At 67.1% G+C, this 15,200-nt stretch carries 13 protein-coding genes; 2 read left to right on the forward strand and 11 right to left on the reverse strand.

Annotated elements, in window-relative coordinates; genetic code table 11:
• Positions 1-5: 5 nt before the first annotated feature.
• The 4 genes from HB681_RS07610 to acpS all read right to left on the reverse strand — a co-directional run bounded on the left by HB681_RS07610 (position 6) and on the right by acpS (position 3,107).
• Positions 6-944 (reverse strand): polysaccharide biosynthesis/export family protein, encoded by a 939-nt coding sequence (locus HB681_RS07610; protein ID WP_213954191.1) that lies wholly within the window; start codon positions 942-944, stop codon positions 6-8.
• A gap of 90 nt (positions 945-1,034) precedes the next feature.
• On the reverse strand, positions 1,035-2,225 hold the full coding sequence (locus HB681_RS07615) for a DUF1972 domain-containing protein (protein WP_256354316.1): 1,191 nt from the start codon (positions 2,223-2,225) through the stop codon (positions 1,035-1,037).
• A 135-nt stretch (positions 2,226-2,360) separates the two neighbouring features.
• Complete coding sequence (locus HB681_RS07620) at positions 2,361-2,621, reverse strand: acyl carrier protein (protein WP_213954193.1); 261 nt, start codon at positions 2,619-2,621, stop codon at positions 2,361-2,363.
• A 66-nt stretch (positions 2,622-2,687) separates the two neighbouring features.
• Positions 2,688-3,107, reverse strand: a complete 420-nt coding sequence (gene acpS / locus HB681_RS07625) for a holo-ACP synthase (RefSeq protein ID WP_213954194.1) — start codon at positions 3,105-3,107, stop codon at positions 2,688-2,690.
• Positions 3,108-3,686: 579 nt separating this feature from the next.
• Here acpS and HB681_RS07630 point away from each other — a divergent pair.
• Positions 3,687-4,625 carry an amino acid--[acyl-carrier-protein] ligase gene (locus HB681_RS07630; protein ID WP_213954195.1) on the forward strand — a complete coding sequence of 313 codons (939 nt, stop codon included), beginning with the start codon at positions 3,687-3,689 and terminating at the stop codon, positions 4,623-4,625.
• 24 nt (positions 4,626-4,649) lie between these two features.
• On the opposite strand, the gene HB681_RS07635 is transcribed toward HB681_RS07630, so the two are convergent.
• The 5 genes from HB681_RS07635 to HB681_RS07655 all read right to left on the reverse strand — a co-directional run bounded on the left by HB681_RS07635 (position 4,650) and on the right by HB681_RS07655 (position 11,752).
• Positions 4,650-4,994 carry a hypothetical protein gene (locus tag HB681_RS07635; protein WP_213954196.1) on the reverse strand — a complete coding sequence of 115 codons (345 nt, stop codon included), beginning with the start codon at positions 4,992-4,994 and terminating at the stop codon, positions 4,650-4,652.
• Positions 4,995-5,042: 48 nt separating this feature from the next.
• Positions 5,043-8,150 (reverse strand): efflux RND transporter permease subunit, encoded by a 3,108-nt coding sequence (locus HB681_RS07640; protein WP_213954197.1) that lies wholly within the window; start codon positions 8,148-8,150, stop codon positions 5,043-5,045.
• A gap of 187 nt (positions 8,151-8,337) precedes the next feature.
• Positions 8,338-9,492 (reverse strand): efflux RND transporter periplasmic adaptor subunit, encoded by a 1,155-nt coding sequence (locus HB681_RS07645; protein ID WP_213954198.1) that lies wholly within the window; start codon positions 9,490-9,492, stop codon positions 8,338-8,340.
• Complete coding sequence (locus HB681_RS07650) at positions 9,489-11,021, reverse strand: efflux transporter outer membrane subunit (protein WP_213954199.1); 1,533 nt, start codon at positions 11,019-11,021, stop codon at positions 9,489-9,491. The genes HB681_RS07645 and HB681_RS07650 overlap by 4 nt, the downstream gene beginning before the upstream one ends.
• On the reverse strand, positions 11,018-11,752 hold the full coding sequence (locus HB681_RS07655) for a CerR family C-terminal domain-containing protein (protein ID WP_213954200.1): 735 nt from the start codon (positions 11,750-11,752) through the stop codon (positions 11,018-11,020). The genes HB681_RS07650 and HB681_RS07655 overlap by 4 nt, the downstream gene beginning before the upstream one ends.
• Positions 11,753-11,892: 140 nt before the next feature.
• On the opposite strand from HB681_RS07655, the gene HB681_RS07660 reads away from it, so the two are divergent.
• Positions 11,893-12,807, forward strand: coding sequence for a toll/interleukin-1 receptor domain-containing protein (locus tag HB681_RS07660; RefSeq protein ID WP_213954201.1), 915 nt, complete (start codon positions 11,893-11,895; stop codon positions 12,805-12,807).
• Positions 12,808-12,828: 21 nt separating this feature from the next.
• On the opposite strand, the gene HB681_RS07665 is transcribed toward HB681_RS07660, so the two are convergent.
• Positions 12,829-13,035, reverse strand: a complete 207-nt coding sequence (locus HB681_RS07665) for a YbdD/YjiX family protein (protein WP_213954202.1) — start codon at positions 13,033-13,035, stop codon at positions 12,829-12,831.
• A 7-nt stretch (positions 13,036-13,042) separates the two neighbouring features.
• The gene (locus tag HB681_RS07670) at positions 13,043-15,103 is read right to left on the reverse strand and encodes a carbon starvation CstA family protein (protein ID WP_213954203.1); all 2,061 of its coding nucleotides are present in this window, start codon (positions 15,101-15,103) and stop codon (positions 13,043-13,045) included.
• Positions 15,104-15,200 lie beyond the last annotated feature (97 nt).

Genomic DNA, 15,200 nt, shown 5'->3' on the forward strand with positions numbered 1-15,200 from the left:
TTTGTTCAGCGCCTGCCGACGTTGTCGTAGTTCAGGGCGATCGAGCCGTTGCGCAGGAAGGGCACGAGGTTGTAGATGTACTGGTTCAGGTTGTCGGCGGCGATGGCGACGCCGGACTTGGGCAGCATCACCACGTCGAAGGGACGCAGCAGGATGTCGCGGTCGGGCGAGCGCAACGCGTCGGCCGTGAAGCCTGTGCTGACGACCTCCAGGGTGTGGTCCGGGCGCCGGCGCAACAGGATGAGGGCCGATGGATCGCCGCTGGGCAATTGGCCGCCCGCCTCGACCATCGCCTGGACCAGCGACAGGCCGGGCCGGAACGGCAGTGTGCCGGGCCGGGCCACCTCGCCGCCCACGAAGACCTGCGGCGGCTGGAAGCTGCGGATCACGATCGTCGGCCTCAGGCCGGAGAGGCCGGCGCGTCCGATGCCATTGGCGGTGCGCACGCTTTGCGAGTTGACCGTGCGCACGATCACCGCGAGGTCGGGGTTGCGCACATAGGTCGCATAGCGGCTGCGCAGGTCTTGCGCGAGCTCTTCGGGCGAGCGGCCTTCGGCGCGCACCATGCCCACCAGCTGGAGCTGGATCTTGCCGTCGGGGCGCAGGCGGACCACGTCGTTGAGCATTGCGGCGAACGGGAACTTGATCTCGAGTTCATCGTTCGGGCGCAGCAGGTATTCGCGATTCGGCGCCTCGCCGGCGAGCTTGTCGAGGCGTGTGCGCAAGTCCTTCTGCACGTCGTCGACGGTGCGGTCCTGGAAGCGCACCACGCCCATGAGCGGCAGGCTCACGTTGCCGTCGGGCAGCACGCGCAGCGACTGGTCGAGTTGCGGCGCGTCCGGCACGCGCAGGTCGAATTCGTCGCCGGGCGAAAAGGTGTAGCCGGCATCGGGTTGCGGCGCGCGGGCGGGAGGCGACGCTGCGGCCATGACGGGCGGCGACACGGCGCCTGCGTCCTGTTGACGAGGCGGGTTCGAACAAGCTGCGAGTGCGAATGCAAGGAGAACCACGACCAGGGGTCGGAAGAAAATCATCTACGTGCCTTCAGGTTCTTGGGGAAGCGATGTGGGCAGCCGTTGCCATGAGGAGGGGCGGCCGTGCGCCCAGGAGTGCACATCGGAGAGGAGGAACGCATAGGCGGCCAGCACGTCGCGCCACGCAAAGGTGAGGCGGGCCCGCTTCAGCGTGGCGGCGCTCATCTCGCTGCGCTGCGCTGCGTTGCCGAGCAGGTTGTCGAGTGCGTCGCGGCAACTGCTGGCGTCCTTGAAGTAGCCCGCGCCTTCGCCGGCCACCCATCGATTGAACTGGTTGTCGTGTGCGAGCACCGCATTGCCGGCGCCCATGGCTTCGAGCAGGGAGGGATTGGTTCCGCCCACGCGGTGGCCATGCACGTAGAGGATGGAGTGCTTGCGCAGCGAGTGAACGATGCTGCTGTCGTAGATCGCGCCGGGGAAGCGCACCTCGTTGCTGGCCGCGGCCTGCACCTGCGCGTGGTAGGCGACCTCGGACCGGTAGTTGCCGAGCACCACCAGGTCGACGCCGCGCTTCTTCGCGGAGAAGGCCTGGACGATTTCCAGGATCGAGTTCTCCGGTTCGGGGCGTGCGATCACGGTCACGAACTTGCCGGGCTGCACACCCAGTTCCTTGAGCGGTGCGGTGTCCACGTCTTCGATGGCCGTGGTGCCATAGGGAATCGTGGTGATCTTGCGAGCGCGCACACGCGAGGAAAGGTGGCGCGCGATCTCCGGGTGATCCGCCACCAGGTGGGTCGCGCCGAGGCAGCCTGCCCAGTCGTTCAGGTAGAGCCAGGCGCGCGCCATGGGCCCCCACTTCTGGCGCGACCATTCGATGCCGTCCATGTTCATCACGTTGGGGATGCCGGCCGCGCGCAGGCGCAAGCCGAACAGCGCGGTGTTGTAGCCAAGCGTGAGCACCAGCGAGGGACGGTCTTTCAACGCGTGCGAAATGCAGGCCCAGTCGAAGCGGATGGAGTTGAGGGCGGTGTCCCGCCCCACGCCGATGTGAACGCGCCGGATGCCGTGGAACGTGCTCTCCCACGTCGGCATCTTTCCATCTTCCTGGCAGTAGACGGTGACTGCCCAGCCGGCGGAAAGCAGGTAGGGCGCGAGCTGCTCGGCAAAGGTCTCGAAGCCACCGTGCTGGGCGGGAATGCCACGGATTCCCATGATGGCAATGGATTTCGACGGGGTCGTTGTGGTTGGCATAGTGGACTTCATAGGAGGCAATCGAACGATGGGAGGTACTGCTCGTTCACGCGCGCAGCCATCGAGGCTGGCGACGGTCGCCGGAGTTCGGATGAATCTGTCGAGGCCTTGCCGGCCGGATGGAAGCGGCGGCCTTCAGGCCGTGAGCGAATGCATGGCCCGGGTGAGGGAAGCAATGCTCCGGAACACGCTGCGCGTGAGCAGTTCTTCCGGGATCTCGCCGAACTCGGCTTCCAGGGCCAGCATCACGTTGACGCTGGCCAGCGAAGTCAGGCCCGCCTCCCCGAGGCTTGCATCGTGAGGGAGCCTGTAGACGTCCTGGACAAGACGTCCATGCTTGCCGAGTACCTCCCGTACTGCGGCCTCGACGGTGTGAATGTCGGTGGTTGTATTCATGTGTGTGACAGCTAAAACGATCTCAATTTTTATCGACTTGGGTCCGCGCCCGCGAGCGCCTGGGCCCTATCCCGTTTCGGTCGGTTCCGGACCGATTTGCGCAATGACCGCGGCCATCGCGATGCTTCCTTCCTGGCTCAGGGAGACCATGATGTCGTGGGCGCCGAGTTCGCGCGCCCGCGCCGCCACGTTGCCGGCAAGGCGCATTCCCGGGCGCCCCGTCGCACTGCTGCGGACCTCGATGTTTCGCCAGTCGACGCCGAGTTCAGCCAGGTCGAGCGCCTTGATCACGGCCTCCTTGGCTGCAAAGCGCGCGGCCAGGCGCTCGGGCGATCCGTTGGAGATCTCGATCTCGTGCCTTGAAAAAATGCGATGGACGAAACGGTCTCCGAATTCCGCCAGCGAGTCCTCGATCGCATGCACGTCCACCAGGTCCACGCCGAGGCGGAGACTTGAAGCTGGGTCCTGACGACGGGGGGTGGGCATGCTGACGAGGAGTTGACGTGAATTGACGATAAGGAGCGTAGCGATTCGGCCAAAAGTTGTACATAGTCATCTCGACTACCTCCGGAGGTATCGGCCATAGGGCAGAGCGTGGAGCGAAACTGCGAACAATTGCGTCTCCGACTTCCTCATGCCAACGTTAGCCTCCTCATTTCGCTTCGCTGCCGTCCGGCAAGGGCCACGGCATCTGGCGCACGGATCGCCCGCGAAACCGCAGTGGCGCACGCTTTGGCGCTGGGTGGGCAGGCGTGACTGCGAGCCGTCGGATTGCGGCGCTGCGCGTGCCGCATGCATTGCCGGCCGGGTTGCGCGGTGGGTTGGCCGACACCGGATGACCCATGCAAAACTCCGCTGAGCTGGCTTTCAGCGCTTGCGGAATGTTGCGCTTCAAATGCGGCGGTGTTGGCAATGCACGACAGCGAGCGGGCTGCGTTGGCCTTGGGCGCATTTCGACAACGATCGTTACTCGCCGGAAAGAAATGCCACCGCTGTGTCATGCGCAGTCGGTGTCGGCATTGCCGGCAAGTTCATGCAACTGATGACCAGAGAGGCCTCCCCATCATGACCCCCTCGCCGCCGGCCGCGGAAGCCGTCGACCGCTATGACCCCCGTGCGTTCCACGATGCGCTCGTTGCGCACGGATTGCTCCTTCCATCGGCCGTGAAGGGAGGGTATGGCCGCGGAGAAGTCTTCGAACACGTGCTCCAGTGCTTCGATGCGCTGTTCATGCGCACCGGCGACGCTCCCGACGCCAGGCCGATGATGTTTCCCCCGATCGTGGCGCGCGACCTGATCGAGAAGATGGGCTACCTCGGCAACTTCCCGCAACTGATCGGCAGCGTGCACAGCTTCTTTGGCAGCGACGCTCAGGCGCGCGAGATGGAGGCCAGGGCAGCCGGGGGGCAGCGCTGGGAAGACCTGCTCGACATCACCGAGGCCATGCTGTTGCCTGCCGCCTGCTACCCGGTCTATCCGCTCTTGCGCGGTCTGCTGCCCGAAGGCGGGCGCCTGGTCAGCGTCGTGGGCTGGTGCTATCGGCATGAGCCGTCGGACGAGCCGACACGGATGCAGTCATTCCGCATGCGGGAGCTGGTCCGCGTCGGTGCGCCGGAGGCCGTGCAGAAGTGGCGCGACGATTGGCTGGCGCAGGGGATGGCCATGTTTCGCAGCATCGGCCTGCCGGTGCACAGCGAGGTCGCGAACGACCCTTTCTTCGGCAAGACCGGGCGGTTGCTGGCCGAGAGCCAGCGGGAGATGGCCCTCAAGTTCGAGATCGTCGTGCCGGTGGTGTCGCTCGAGAAGCCGACAGCAATCTGCTCCTTCAACTGGCACCAGGAGCACTTCACCGGCAAGTTCGGCATCCGGCAATCCGACGACGCCACGGCGCACACGGCCTGCATCGGGTTGGGGCTCGATCGCACCGTGCTGGCGCTGTTCAAGACGCACGGGATGGACCCGGATCGCTGGCCGCGCGAGGTGCGGGGCGAACTTCGGCTTTAGCAAAACTGCTGGCGCTCTCGCGCGTCAGTTTTTGGCGGGCGGCACGACAACGGCCCGGCCGTCCCGCGTCGTGTAGGTCGAGTCGGAGTCATCCCCGCTCCTTTGCGTGCCGTCCGGCGCGATCACCGTGGAGCGCGTGTCGGGGATGGTGTCCGGCGACACCGCGGGCTGACCGCCGCCCGCGCGAGCCAGCGCATCACCGGCATCGCGAATGCAGGCATTGCGCTCCGGGCGCGGCAGGTTCGCGCCGTCGCACTGTGCGATCGTCTGCTCATAGCGCAGGCGCGCGGCCTCGGAGGGCTGTGCGCTGGCCGACGATGCGGCAAGCGCCAGCAGGGACAGGACTGCAGCAATGCGCGAGCGTTTCATGGTGGACCCTCGTTTCGTTGCACACCGGTCGCCGCCGCTGCGGCGACCTCAGTTTGGAGATGGTTTCAGGTCGTCGTCGATGTGCGGGTCGGCCGGTTGCCCGCGCACCTTTCGGACAGTACGCCGGATCCAGTGCTCGATGTCGTCAATGTAGGTGAACACGGCGGGCACCACCAGCAGGCTCAGCACGGTCGAGGTGATGAGCCCACCGATCACGGCCACGGCCATCGGGGAGCGGAAGCTCGAATCCGCCGCGCCGAAACCCACCGCGATCGGCAGCATCCCCGCGCCCATGGCGATGGTCGTCATGATGATGGGCCTGGCGCGCTTGTGGCAGGCGTCGCGCAGTGCGTCCCAGCGGCTCATGTGGTGTTCGCGCCGCGCGACGATGGCGTATTCGACCAGCAGGATGGAGTTCTTCGTTGCCACGCCCATGAGCATGATGAGCCCGATGAGGGATGGCATCGACAGCGCCTTCTGCCCGATCAGCAGGCCGACGAAGGCGCCGCCCAATGCCAGCGGCAGTGCGCAGAGGATGGTGACCGGGTGCAGGAAGTCCTTGAACAGCAACACCAGCACGATGTAGATGCACAGCACGCCCGTCAGCATCGCCAGGCCGAAGCTGTTGAACAGTTCAGTCATCACCTCCGCATCGCCCACTTCCGCGACGCGCACGCCGGGCGGCAGGTTGGTGATGGAGGGCAGCTTCATGACCGCGTCCTTCGCATCGCCCAGGCCCACGCCCGACAGTTCGATCTCGAAGTTGACGTTGCGCGAGCGGTCGTAGCGGTCGATCACGGCGGGGCCGCCTTCCACCGTGAGCTTGGCGACCTGGCCGAGCATGACCGGGCCACGTGCGCTCGGCACGCTCAGGCGTTCGAGCAGGGGCAGGTCGGCGCGCGCGGAGTCCTCGAGCTTGACCACGATCGGCACCTGCCGCTGCGCGAGGTTGAGCTTGGGCAGCGACACGTCGTAGTCGCCCAGCGTGGCCACGCGCAGTGTCTCTGCAATGGCGCTGCTGGTCACGCCGAGGTCGGCGGCGCGCGCGAAATCGGGGCGTACCGCGATCTCCGGGCGGATCAGGCTCGCGGTCGAGGTGATGTTGCCGAGGCCGGGGATGGTGCGCAGGTCGCGCTCCACGGCGCGGGCGGCGGTGGTCAGAGCGTTCGGGTCGTCGCCGGACAGCGCGAGGATGTACTTCTCGCCGGAGCCGCCCAGGCCCACGGTGCTGCGCACGCCGGGCAGCGACTCCAGCGCGGTGCGGATCTGGTTCTCGATGACCTGCTTGCGGGGGCGGTCACCGCGCGCGTCGAGCTGGATCGTGAGCGTGGCCTTGCGCGTCTCCGGCGTGCCGAAGTTGGCGAAGGGATCGCCGCCCGCGCTGCCACCGGCCACGGTGGTGTAGACGCTGCGCACGTGCTTGATTTCCATCACGCGCCGGCGCGCCTCTTCGGCCGTGGCCGTGGTCTGCGCCAGCGTGGCACCGGGTGCGAGCGAGATGTAGACCTGCGTCTGCGAGTTGTCGTCGGGCGGGATGAAGCCGGTCTTGAGCAGCGGGATCATCGCCAGCGAACCGAAGAAGAACAGCGTGGCCAGCACCATCGTCTTGAAGCGGTTGTGCATGCACCAGCCGACCGTGCGCATGTACACGCGCAGCCATGCCGGCTCCTTTTCCTGCGTGACGATGGGCTTGAGGATGTAGGCCGCCATCATCGGCGTGAGCACGCGCGCCACCACCAGCGAGGCGAACACCGCGAGCGATGCGGTCCAGCCGAACTGCTTGAAGAATTTGCCCGCCACGCCGCTCATGAACGCGGTCGGCAGGAACACGGCGATGAGCGTGAAGGTGGTGGCGATCACGGCCAGGCCGATCTCGTCGGCTGCCTCCATCGCCGCTTCATACGGCGACTTGCCCATGCGCAGGTGGCGCACGATGTTCTCGACCTCGACGATGGCATCGTCCACCAATATCCCGATCACCAGAGACAAGGCCAGCAGCGAGATGACGTTGACCGAGAAGCCCAGCAGGTACATGCCGATGAATGCGGGGATCACCGACATCGGCAAGGCCACGGCCGACACGAAGGTCGCGCGCCAGTCGCGCAGGAACAGCCACACCACCAGCACCGCCAGGATCGCGCCTTCGTAGAGCAGGTGCAGCGAGCCTTCGTACTCTTCCTCGACCGGCTTGACGAAGTTGAAGGCCTCGGTGAGCTGGATGTCAGGGCGCTCCGCGCGCATCTCGCCGAGCGCCTTCTGGATGGCCGCGCCGACTTCGACTTCGCTGGAACCGCGGCTGCGCGCCACTTCGAAGCCGACCACCGGCTTGCCGTCCAGCAGAGCGGCTGCGCGCGGCTGGGCGATGGTGTCGCTCACGCGCGCCACCTGGTCGAGCCGGATGCGTCGACCGTCCGACAGCGCGATCTGCAGGTCGGCGAGTTCATCGGCCGATTTGACCGTGGCGAGCGTGCGCACCGGTTGCTCGCTGCCGCCGAGGTCGGTGCGACCGCCGGCGCTTTCCGTCTGGACTTGGCGAAGCTGGCGCGAGATGTCGGCCGCGCTGGCGCCGAGCGCCTGCAGCTTGGCCGGGTCGAGGTCGACATGCACTTCGCGCGTGACGCCGCCGACGCGGTTGACCGCGCCCACACCCGGCAGCGCAAGCAGCTTCTTCGTGACGTCGTTGTCGACGAACCAGCTCAGCTCGGACGGGTCCAGCTTGCTCGACGAGATCGTGAAGGCGAGCACCGGCTGGGCCGCGAAATCGAGCTTGGTGACGACCGGGTCGCGCACGTCGGCGGGCAGGTCGGAGCGCACCTTCTGCACTGCCGAACGCACGTCGTCGACGGCTTCCTGCACCGGCTTCTCCAGGCGGAACTCGACGATCAGCGTGGCCGCGCCGTCCTGCACCTTGGTCGTGATGTGCTTCAGGCCCTGGATGGTGGCGATCGCGTTCTCGAGCTTGCGCGCGACATCCGTCTCGAGCTGCGATGGCGCGGCGCCGGGCAACGCGGCCGAGACCGTGACGGTCGGCAGGTCGATGTCCGGAAAGTTCTGCACCTTCATCGCGTTGAAGGACAGCAGCCCGCCGAAGGTGAGCAGCACGAACAGCATCACCGCCGGGATCGGGTTGCGGATGGACCATGCGGAGACGTTCATGGCTGGACCCCCGGGAGGCAAATACGGGAGCGGACTTGACCGTACGCGAAAGTCGCGAAGAAATGCGAAGGACGCGAAGGAAAGCCAGAAAATTTCTTCATGAATTCTTTTGCGTCCTTCGCGAAACCTTTGCGTCCTTCGCGTACGGCCAAATCCGAATTCACAAGCCTGTCCACGACCCGAACCTTCATTTGGCACCCCCGGCATCCACGACGCGCACCAGGTCGCCGTCGTTGAGGAAGCCGGCGCCTTGCACCACCACCTGCGCATCGGCCGGCAGCTTGGTGGTGATCTCGACGCGCTCGCCCACGCGGCGGCCGGTGTCGATCTTGAGTTGGCTCACGCGGTTGTCGGGCTGCAGCAGCAGCAGGAAGTTGAATCCGTCGCGCGGCACGATCGAGGCCTGCGGCACCGTCAGCGCATTGCTGCGACCGAGCTGGAAATCGCCGCGCGCGAACATGCCGGCCTTGATGGCGCTGTTCTGCTGCAGGTTGGGCATGTCCACGTAGACGATGGCCGCGCGCGTCTGCGGGTCGACCATCGGCGACACCGCGCGCACCTTGCCCTGCACCTGCGCGCCGCTGGCGCTGGTGACGCTGGCGGGCGTGCCGACCGGGACGCGGCCCAGTTCGGCCGAGGTGACTTCGGCACGCCATTCGAGGCGGCCCTGCCGGATCAGCTTGAACAGCTCGGTGCCCGCAGCGACGACGCTGCCGACAGTAGCCGTGCGCGAGGAGATCACGCCGTCGTCGGGCGCCAGCACCTGCGTGTTGCGGCCACGCACCTGCTGTGCGGCGAGCACGGCCTCGGCGGCTTCGACGCGGGCCTTGGCAGTCTGTGCGGCAGTGGTGTACTGGTTGATCTGCTGCTGGCTCAGGGCGCCGGTCTTCTCGAGCGTGCGCGCCCGATCAGCCGTGCCGGCCGCGTCGGCCGCGGTGGCGCGGGCTTCGGCGAGCGAGGCCTTGGCCTGCGCCACGTCGGCGTTGATCGTCTCGGGCTCGAAGGTGGCGAGCACCTGGCCGCGCTTGACCGTGTCGCCGACATTCACTCGGACTTCGGCAAGGCGCAGGGCGTTCGATTCGGAACCGACACTGGCCTCCTGCCACGGCATGACGTTGCCGTTGGCGGCGAGCGTGTCGGTCAGTTCGGCGGACTCGGGCTTGGCGACCGTGACCGTCAGCGTGGGCCGTGCCGGCGGGGCGCCGTGCTTGGTGCTGGCCGAGCTGGCGGTGCCGGGCGCGGCGGGCTGGTCGGCCTTCTTGCGCATCATGAAGAAGCCTGCGGCGACGACGACCAGCAGCACGACGGCTGCGACGATGAGAGTGGGACGTTTGATGTTCATTGCGACTTCGAGGATGTCGTTTCTTGTTGGCTGATGGCGGTGGCGCCGTCGGGCCGGACCCAGCCGCCGCCCATCGCGCGGTACAGCGCGACCCAGGCGTCGGCGCGCTCCTGCTGCAACTGCACACGGGCGGTGAGTGCGCTGATCAACAGGCGACGCGAGGTCTCCAGGTCGAGCAGGCTGGCCAGGCCGCTTTGGTAGCGCGCCTGCATGGCGTCGAGCGAGGCCTGGTAGTTCTGCACCGCCACGTCGGCATCGTCGGCGCGGCGGGTGGTGCTGTCGAGGTTGAGCAGCGCCGTTTCGACTTCACGCACGGCCTGCCGCACGTTGCCGCGATAGACCGAGGCTGCCTCGTCATAGCGCGCTGTCGCCGCGTCGACGTTGGCTTTCAGAGCGCCGCCATCGAAGATCGGCACCGTGAGCTGCAGCGGGCCGATGTTCCAGGTGTCGAGCGTCTCCTTGAAGCCCTGGGTACGGAGCTGCAGCTTGCCGACGGTGCCGGTGAGCGACAGGCTCGGGTAGCGCGCGCGCTGCGCCTCGCCGACCGAGGCGCTGGCCGCCGCGACGTCGAGTTCGGCCGAATACAGGTCGGGCCGTTGCGCCAGGGCTTCGGCGGGAACGCTGTCGATCGCATGGGTCTTGGGAAGCGCGCGGTCGGCGGGCGTGGCGGCCATCTTCTGCTCGATCACGTTGGCGTCGAGGCCGGTCAAGGCGACCAGTCCGGCGCGCACCACGGCGCACTGCGAGGTCTGCAGCTTGAGCCGGTTGGATGCGTCGGCGGCACTGGCACGCGCCAACGCGGCATCAGCGGGCGCCGTGAAGCCGGCGCGCATCGAGAGTTCGGTCAGGCGTGCGGTCTCCGCGCGCGATGTCGCGTCGTTCTCTGCCACCGTCACGAGTTGCTCGCAGGCGCGTTCGTTGAAGTAGAGGTTGGCCGTGTCGGCGGCCACGGACACGCGCGCCTGGTGCCACCGCGCGTCCGCGCCGGCGAGGCGCAGCGTGCTGGCGTCACGCCCGGCGCGCAGCTTGCCGAACAGGTCGAGTTCCCAGCTGGCCTGCAAGCCGGCCTGGTAAGTGGTGACGATGGGCGTCGCGGTCGAGCCGCCGCTGGTGGTCGCCGCGCTGCCGAAGCCGCTGGTGCCCGCGAATTGCGAGTTGCCGCGCGAGGCCGACGCCGTACCTGCGAGGTTGGGCAGCAGGGCCGCGCCTGCCGCGATGCTGCTCGCGCGCGCTTCGCCGACGCGTGCCGCGGCGCTGGCCAGGGTCGGGCTCGCGTTCTGGGCTGCGTCGATCAATTCGACCAGCAATGGGTCGTCGAGCTGACGCCACCATTCGGTCATCACGCGCACCGAGCCGCCGTGGGGCAGGGCGGCCGACGCACCGGCCGCCGGCAACGGTGAATGCCATTGCGCGGGCAGGGGCGCACCGATGTTGGCCGGTGGCCGCGTCAGGCTGCAGGCGCTCAGCGCGAGCGCCGCGATGGGCAGGCAGGCGGTCGAACCGATCCGTCTCAATCTGCGAAGGCTCATAGGATCTTGCTGGACTTCTTCTTGGGAGCGATGGGCGCCCGCTGGGGTTGGGATTCGGGCACGCCGGCGCGGCGTTGCGCCTCCGAGGCAACGAGCGCCAAAGCGTACTGGACAAGGCGCTCGGCCCATGTATCGATATGCGATGGCGTGCGTAGGAGCGGTGGCCGGATTTCGCCGATGACGTCCTGCATCACGAAGAGCTGGATGGCGAGGCCGGTCACCGAGAAGGCGAGGCGGTGCATGTCGTCGTCGGCCCTGTTCGCGGGCACGCCGAGGTGCTTGCATATCAAGGCCACGAGCGCGTCGTGCGGCTCCTTGAGGTCGCGGTCGAGTTCCATCTTCCACTGGCTCGTGGGCTCGATGAGTTCGCGCATGTGCAGGCGCATGCACTGCCGCGCGGTTTCACTGTCTTTCAGCGGCGCGACGTAGCCGGTCATGAAGATGCGCAGCGCTTCTTCCAGCGAAAGTCCGGGCGCGGTGAAGTGCGAAATGAGTTCGCCAGCATCGCCGCCCATGGGCTCGGAAAAGGTCGCCGCATAGAGGCCGGCCTTGTCGCCGAAGTAGTAGCTGATGGCGGCGATGTTCGCGCCCGCTGCCTGGGCGATCTCGCGCGTGGAGGTCTTGGCGAAACCCTTTTCCGCGAAGAGGGCGAGGGCGGCGTGCAGGATGCGGCCGCGCGCCTCCACGCCGTCGGAACGTGTTGGGTGGGGTGGCTGGGAAGCGACAGGCATGGGGACCGTATTGGAACAGATAAATCAATCGTTTGATTGACTTAACCCGCACTCGCATGGGGCCTTCCTTGAAAGTCCCGGTCCGCGATGAACGCTCGCCCGGCGCACACGGCAGCCCGCGTCCCTGCGAAGATCGGGCGATGCAAACGGAGATCCACACGGAGAAAGCCGAGCCCTCTGCCAGGCCGCCGCGGCGCGACCGGATCTTCATCAGCTACCGCCGCGCCGACAGCGCTGGCCATGCCGGACGCCTGAAGGACGACCTCACGCGCATCCTGGGGGACCGGGTGTTCATGGATGTGGCCGACATTGCGCCCGGCGCGGATTTCGAGCGCGTGCTGCGCGGCGAACTGGCTTCGTGCGGCGCGGTGCTCGCGGTCATCGGCGCGCAATGGCGTGAAGCCCTGGACGTGCCGCGCGAGGGCCAGGACTATGTGCGCCTGGAGCTGGCACACGCGCTCGCGCAGGCCGATGTGTCCGTGGTTCCGGTCCTCATGCAGGGGGCGAGCCTGCCGGCTGCAGGAGAACTGCCGGCCGACCTGCGACCGCTGGTGCAGCGGCAGGCCACGGTGATCCGGGACGACCGCTGGAAAGACGACGTCGCGAACCTGGCCCGCGAATTGAGAAATGCGCTCAAGCTCGCCCGGGTTCCAATGGAATGGGTCGCAGCAGGCGGGCTCGTGGTGGCCGCCCTGGCTGCGTCAGCGGCCTGGCTGGCGTTGAAGTCGCCACCGGCGCCCGCCGCGTTCGATCGCGATCGAGCCCATGAAATCACCTTGGCCGCGACCCCGAAGGCCGTCGCTGCGTGCAAGCCCGCCAAGGACCTGGCGGGCGAGTGCCCCCTGGTCTTCAGCTTCGCGCCAGACGGCAGCGTGCGCAATGTGTACTTCGCGTCGGGCTATTGCGAAATGAAGGCGCCGCCATTCGGCGACTGCATGGTCGAGAAGCTCTCGGCCGTCCGGATCCCGCCCTTCGACAACGTCGACGAAGCCGAAGTGGGGCTGAACCTGGTCATCGACAAGGACGGCTCGGCGAAGGCCGCCGTCGACGAGTGATGCAATGAAATGTCGTCCGCTTCAGCAGCAGCGGCCCCTGCCCGTACCGTACCTCGCCTGCTGCCGCTCCCGGAAGAAGGCCTCGTAGTTCATCGGCTCGCGGTCGGGGTGCGTGGTCTTCATGTGGGCCACGTAGGTGTCGTAGTCCGGCACGCCGACCATCAGGCGCAGCGTCTGCGTCAGCGTGCGGGCCAGGTAGCGGCCGGCTTCGGGGAGCGAGGTGTTCATCGCTGCCTCATCCGGCCGACGGCGCCGGCTCGAACGGCGTCTCGCGCGTGGTTGGCCGGTTCGCGGCGCGGGCCGCGAGCGAGGTCTTCACGCTGTAGAACAGCACGCTCAGCACTACGAAGATGAACACGGCGCACAGCGCTGCGTCGAGCCGGTCGTTGAAGATGATGCGCGACATGGCCTCGGGCGTCTTGGCCGGCGCCATCAGCGTGCCTTGCGCCAACGCTTCGGCGTACTTGCCGGCATGCGACAGGAACCCGACCTTCGGGTCCGCCGAGAAGATCTTCTGCCAGCCGGCCGTCAGCGTGCAGATCAGCAGCCAGGCCGCGGGCGCCATCGCCACCCATGCATAGCGCTCGCGCTTCATGCGGAACAGCACCACCGTGCCGAGCATCAGCGCCACGGCCGCGAGCATCTGGTTCGAGATGCCGAACAGCGGCCACAAGGTGTTGATGCCGCCCAGCGGATCGACCACGCCCTGGTAGAGGAAGTAGCCCCATGCAGCGACCGTCAAGGCGGTGGCGACCAGGTTGGCCGGCAGCGAGTCGGTCTTGGCCAGTGCCGGCACGAAGCTGCCGAGCAGGTCCTGAAGCATGAAGCGCCCGGCGCGGGTTCCGGCGTCGACGGCGGTCAGGATGAACAGTGCTTCGAACAGGATCGCGAAGTGATACCAGAAGGCCATCATCCCCTGGCCGCCAATCGCTTGCTGGAGGATGTGCGCCATGCCCACCGCCAGGGTCGGCGCACCGCCGGCGCGGCCCAGGATCGTGGTTTCGCCGACGTCCTTGGCCGTTTGCAGCAGCATGTCCGGCGTCACCGCGAAGCCCCAGCCCGAGATCACCTGCGCGACCGCATCCGGCGTGGAGCCGACCAGCGCCGCCGGGCTGTTCATCGCGAAGTAGATGCCCGGTTCGATGACCGAAGCCGCCACCAGCGCCATCACCGCGACGAACGATTCCGCCAGCATGCCGCCGTAGCCGATCAGCCGCATGTGGCTTTCGTTGTCGATCATCTTCGGCGTGGTGCCCGAGGAGATCAGCGCATGGAAGCCCGACACGGCGCCGCAGGCGATGGTGATGAACAGGAAGGGGAACAGGTTGCCCGACCACACCGGCCCGTTGCCTTGGGCGAACTGCGTGAAGGCAGGCATCTGCAAGGTCGGCGCGACGAACACGATGCCGATCGCGAGCGCGACGATGGTGCCGATCTTCAGGAAGGTCGAGAGGTAGTCGCGCGGCGCGAGCAGCAGCCACACCGGCAGCGTGGCGGCGACGAAGCCATAGCCGATCAGCATCCAGGTCAGTTGCTTGCCGTCGAAGGTGAAGAGCGGCGCCCAGTATTCGCTGTGGCTCACCGCCTGGCCGCCGAAGATGGCCAGCATGAGCAGCACGAAGCCGACCACCGAGATCTCGCCGATCTTGCCGGGCCGGATGTAGCGCAGGTAGATGCCCATGAAGATCGCCACCGGGATGGTCGCACCCACGGTGAAGGTGCCCCAGGGCGATTCGGCCAGCGCCTTCACCACGATCAGCGCCAGCACCGCCAGGATGATGATCATGATCATGAAGGTGCCGAACAGGGCGATCATGCCGGGGATGGTGCCCATCTCGGTCTTGACCAGTTCGCCGAGCGAACGGCCGTCGCGCCGCGTCGAGATGAAGAGGATGATGAAGTCCTGCACCGCACCGGCGAACACCACGCCGGCCAGGATCCACAGCAGCCCCGGCAGGTAGCCCATCTGCGCGGCGAGCACCGGGCCGACCAGCGGGCCGGCGCCGGCGATGGCCGCGAAGTGGTGGCCGAACAGCACCTTCTGGTCCGTCGGCACGTAGTCCAGACCGTCGTTGTGGCGATGCGCTGGCGTCTTGCGACTCGGGTCCACGCCCAGCACCGTGTTGGCGATGAACAGGCTGTAGTAGCGGTAGGCGATGAGGTAGACGCAGACTGCCGCGACCACGATCCACAACGCGTTGATGGACTCGCCTCGCGAGAGTGCGACCGTGCCGAGCGCAAAGGCGCCGAGCACAGCCACGACCAGCCAAACAAGGTGTTTTCCGATGTTCTGCATGTTTGTCTCCCCATGGATGGATTCGCATGGTTGATGAATTCCGCCGGGCCGTCAATCGTTCGTGTGGCGCCCCCGGTGACCGTTTGTGAGCGGGAGA

Origin of the sequence: Variovorax sp. dw_954, assembly GCF_018449755.1 — a bacterium.
Lineage (GTDB): Bacteria > Pseudomonadota > Gammaproteobacteria > Burkholderiales > Burkholderiaceae_C > Variovorax.

Bases quoted from the DNA above. Each gene is read 5' to 3' on its own strand.
- HB681_RS07615 (WP_256354316.1), bottom strand. From the start codon at position 2,225: ATGCCAACCACAACGACCCCGTCGAAATCCATTGCCATCATGGGAATC.
- HB681_RS07620 (WP_213954193.1), bottom strand. From the start codon at position 2,621: ATGAATACAACCACCGACATTCACACCGTCGAGGCCGCAGTACGGGAG.
- acpS (WP_213954194.1), bottom strand. From the start codon at position 3,107: ATGCCCACCCCCCGTCGTCAGGACCCAGCTTCAAGTCTCCGCCTCGGC.
- HB681_RS07630 (WP_213954195.1), top strand. From the start codon at position 3,687: ATGACCCCCTCGCCGCCGGCCGCGGAAGCCGTCGACCGCTATGACCCC.
- HB681_RS07635 (WP_213954196.1), bottom strand. From the start codon at position 4,994: ATGAAACGCTCGCGCATTGCTGCAGTCCTGTCCCTGCTGGCGCTTGCC.
- HB681_RS07640 (WP_213954197.1), bottom strand. From the start codon at position 8,150: ATGAACGTCTCCGCATGGTCCATCCGCAACCCGATCCCGGCGGTGATG.
- HB681_RS07645 (WP_213954198.1), bottom strand. From the start codon at position 9,492: ATGAACATCAAACGTCCCACTCTCATCGTCGCAGCCGTCGTGCTGCTG.
- HB681_RS07650 (WP_213954199.1), bottom strand. From the start codon at position 11,021: ATGAGCCTTCGCAGATTGAGACGGATCGGTTCGACCGCCTGCCTGCCC.
- HB681_RS07655 (WP_213954200.1), bottom strand. From the start codon at position 11,752: ATGCCTGTCGCTTCCCAGCCACCCCACCCAACACGTTCCGACGGCGTG.
- HB681_RS07660 (WP_213954201.1), top strand. From the start codon at position 11,893: ATGCAAACGGAGATCCACACGGAGAAAGCCGAGCCCTCTGCCAGGCCG.
- HB681_RS07665 (WP_213954202.1), bottom strand. From the start codon at position 13,035: ATGAACACCTCGCTCCCCGAAGCCGGCCGCTACCTGGCCCGCACGCTG.
- HB681_RS07670 (WP_213954203.1), bottom strand. From the start codon at position 15,103: ATGCAGAACATCGGAAAACACCTTGTTTGGCTGGTCGTGGCTGTGCTC.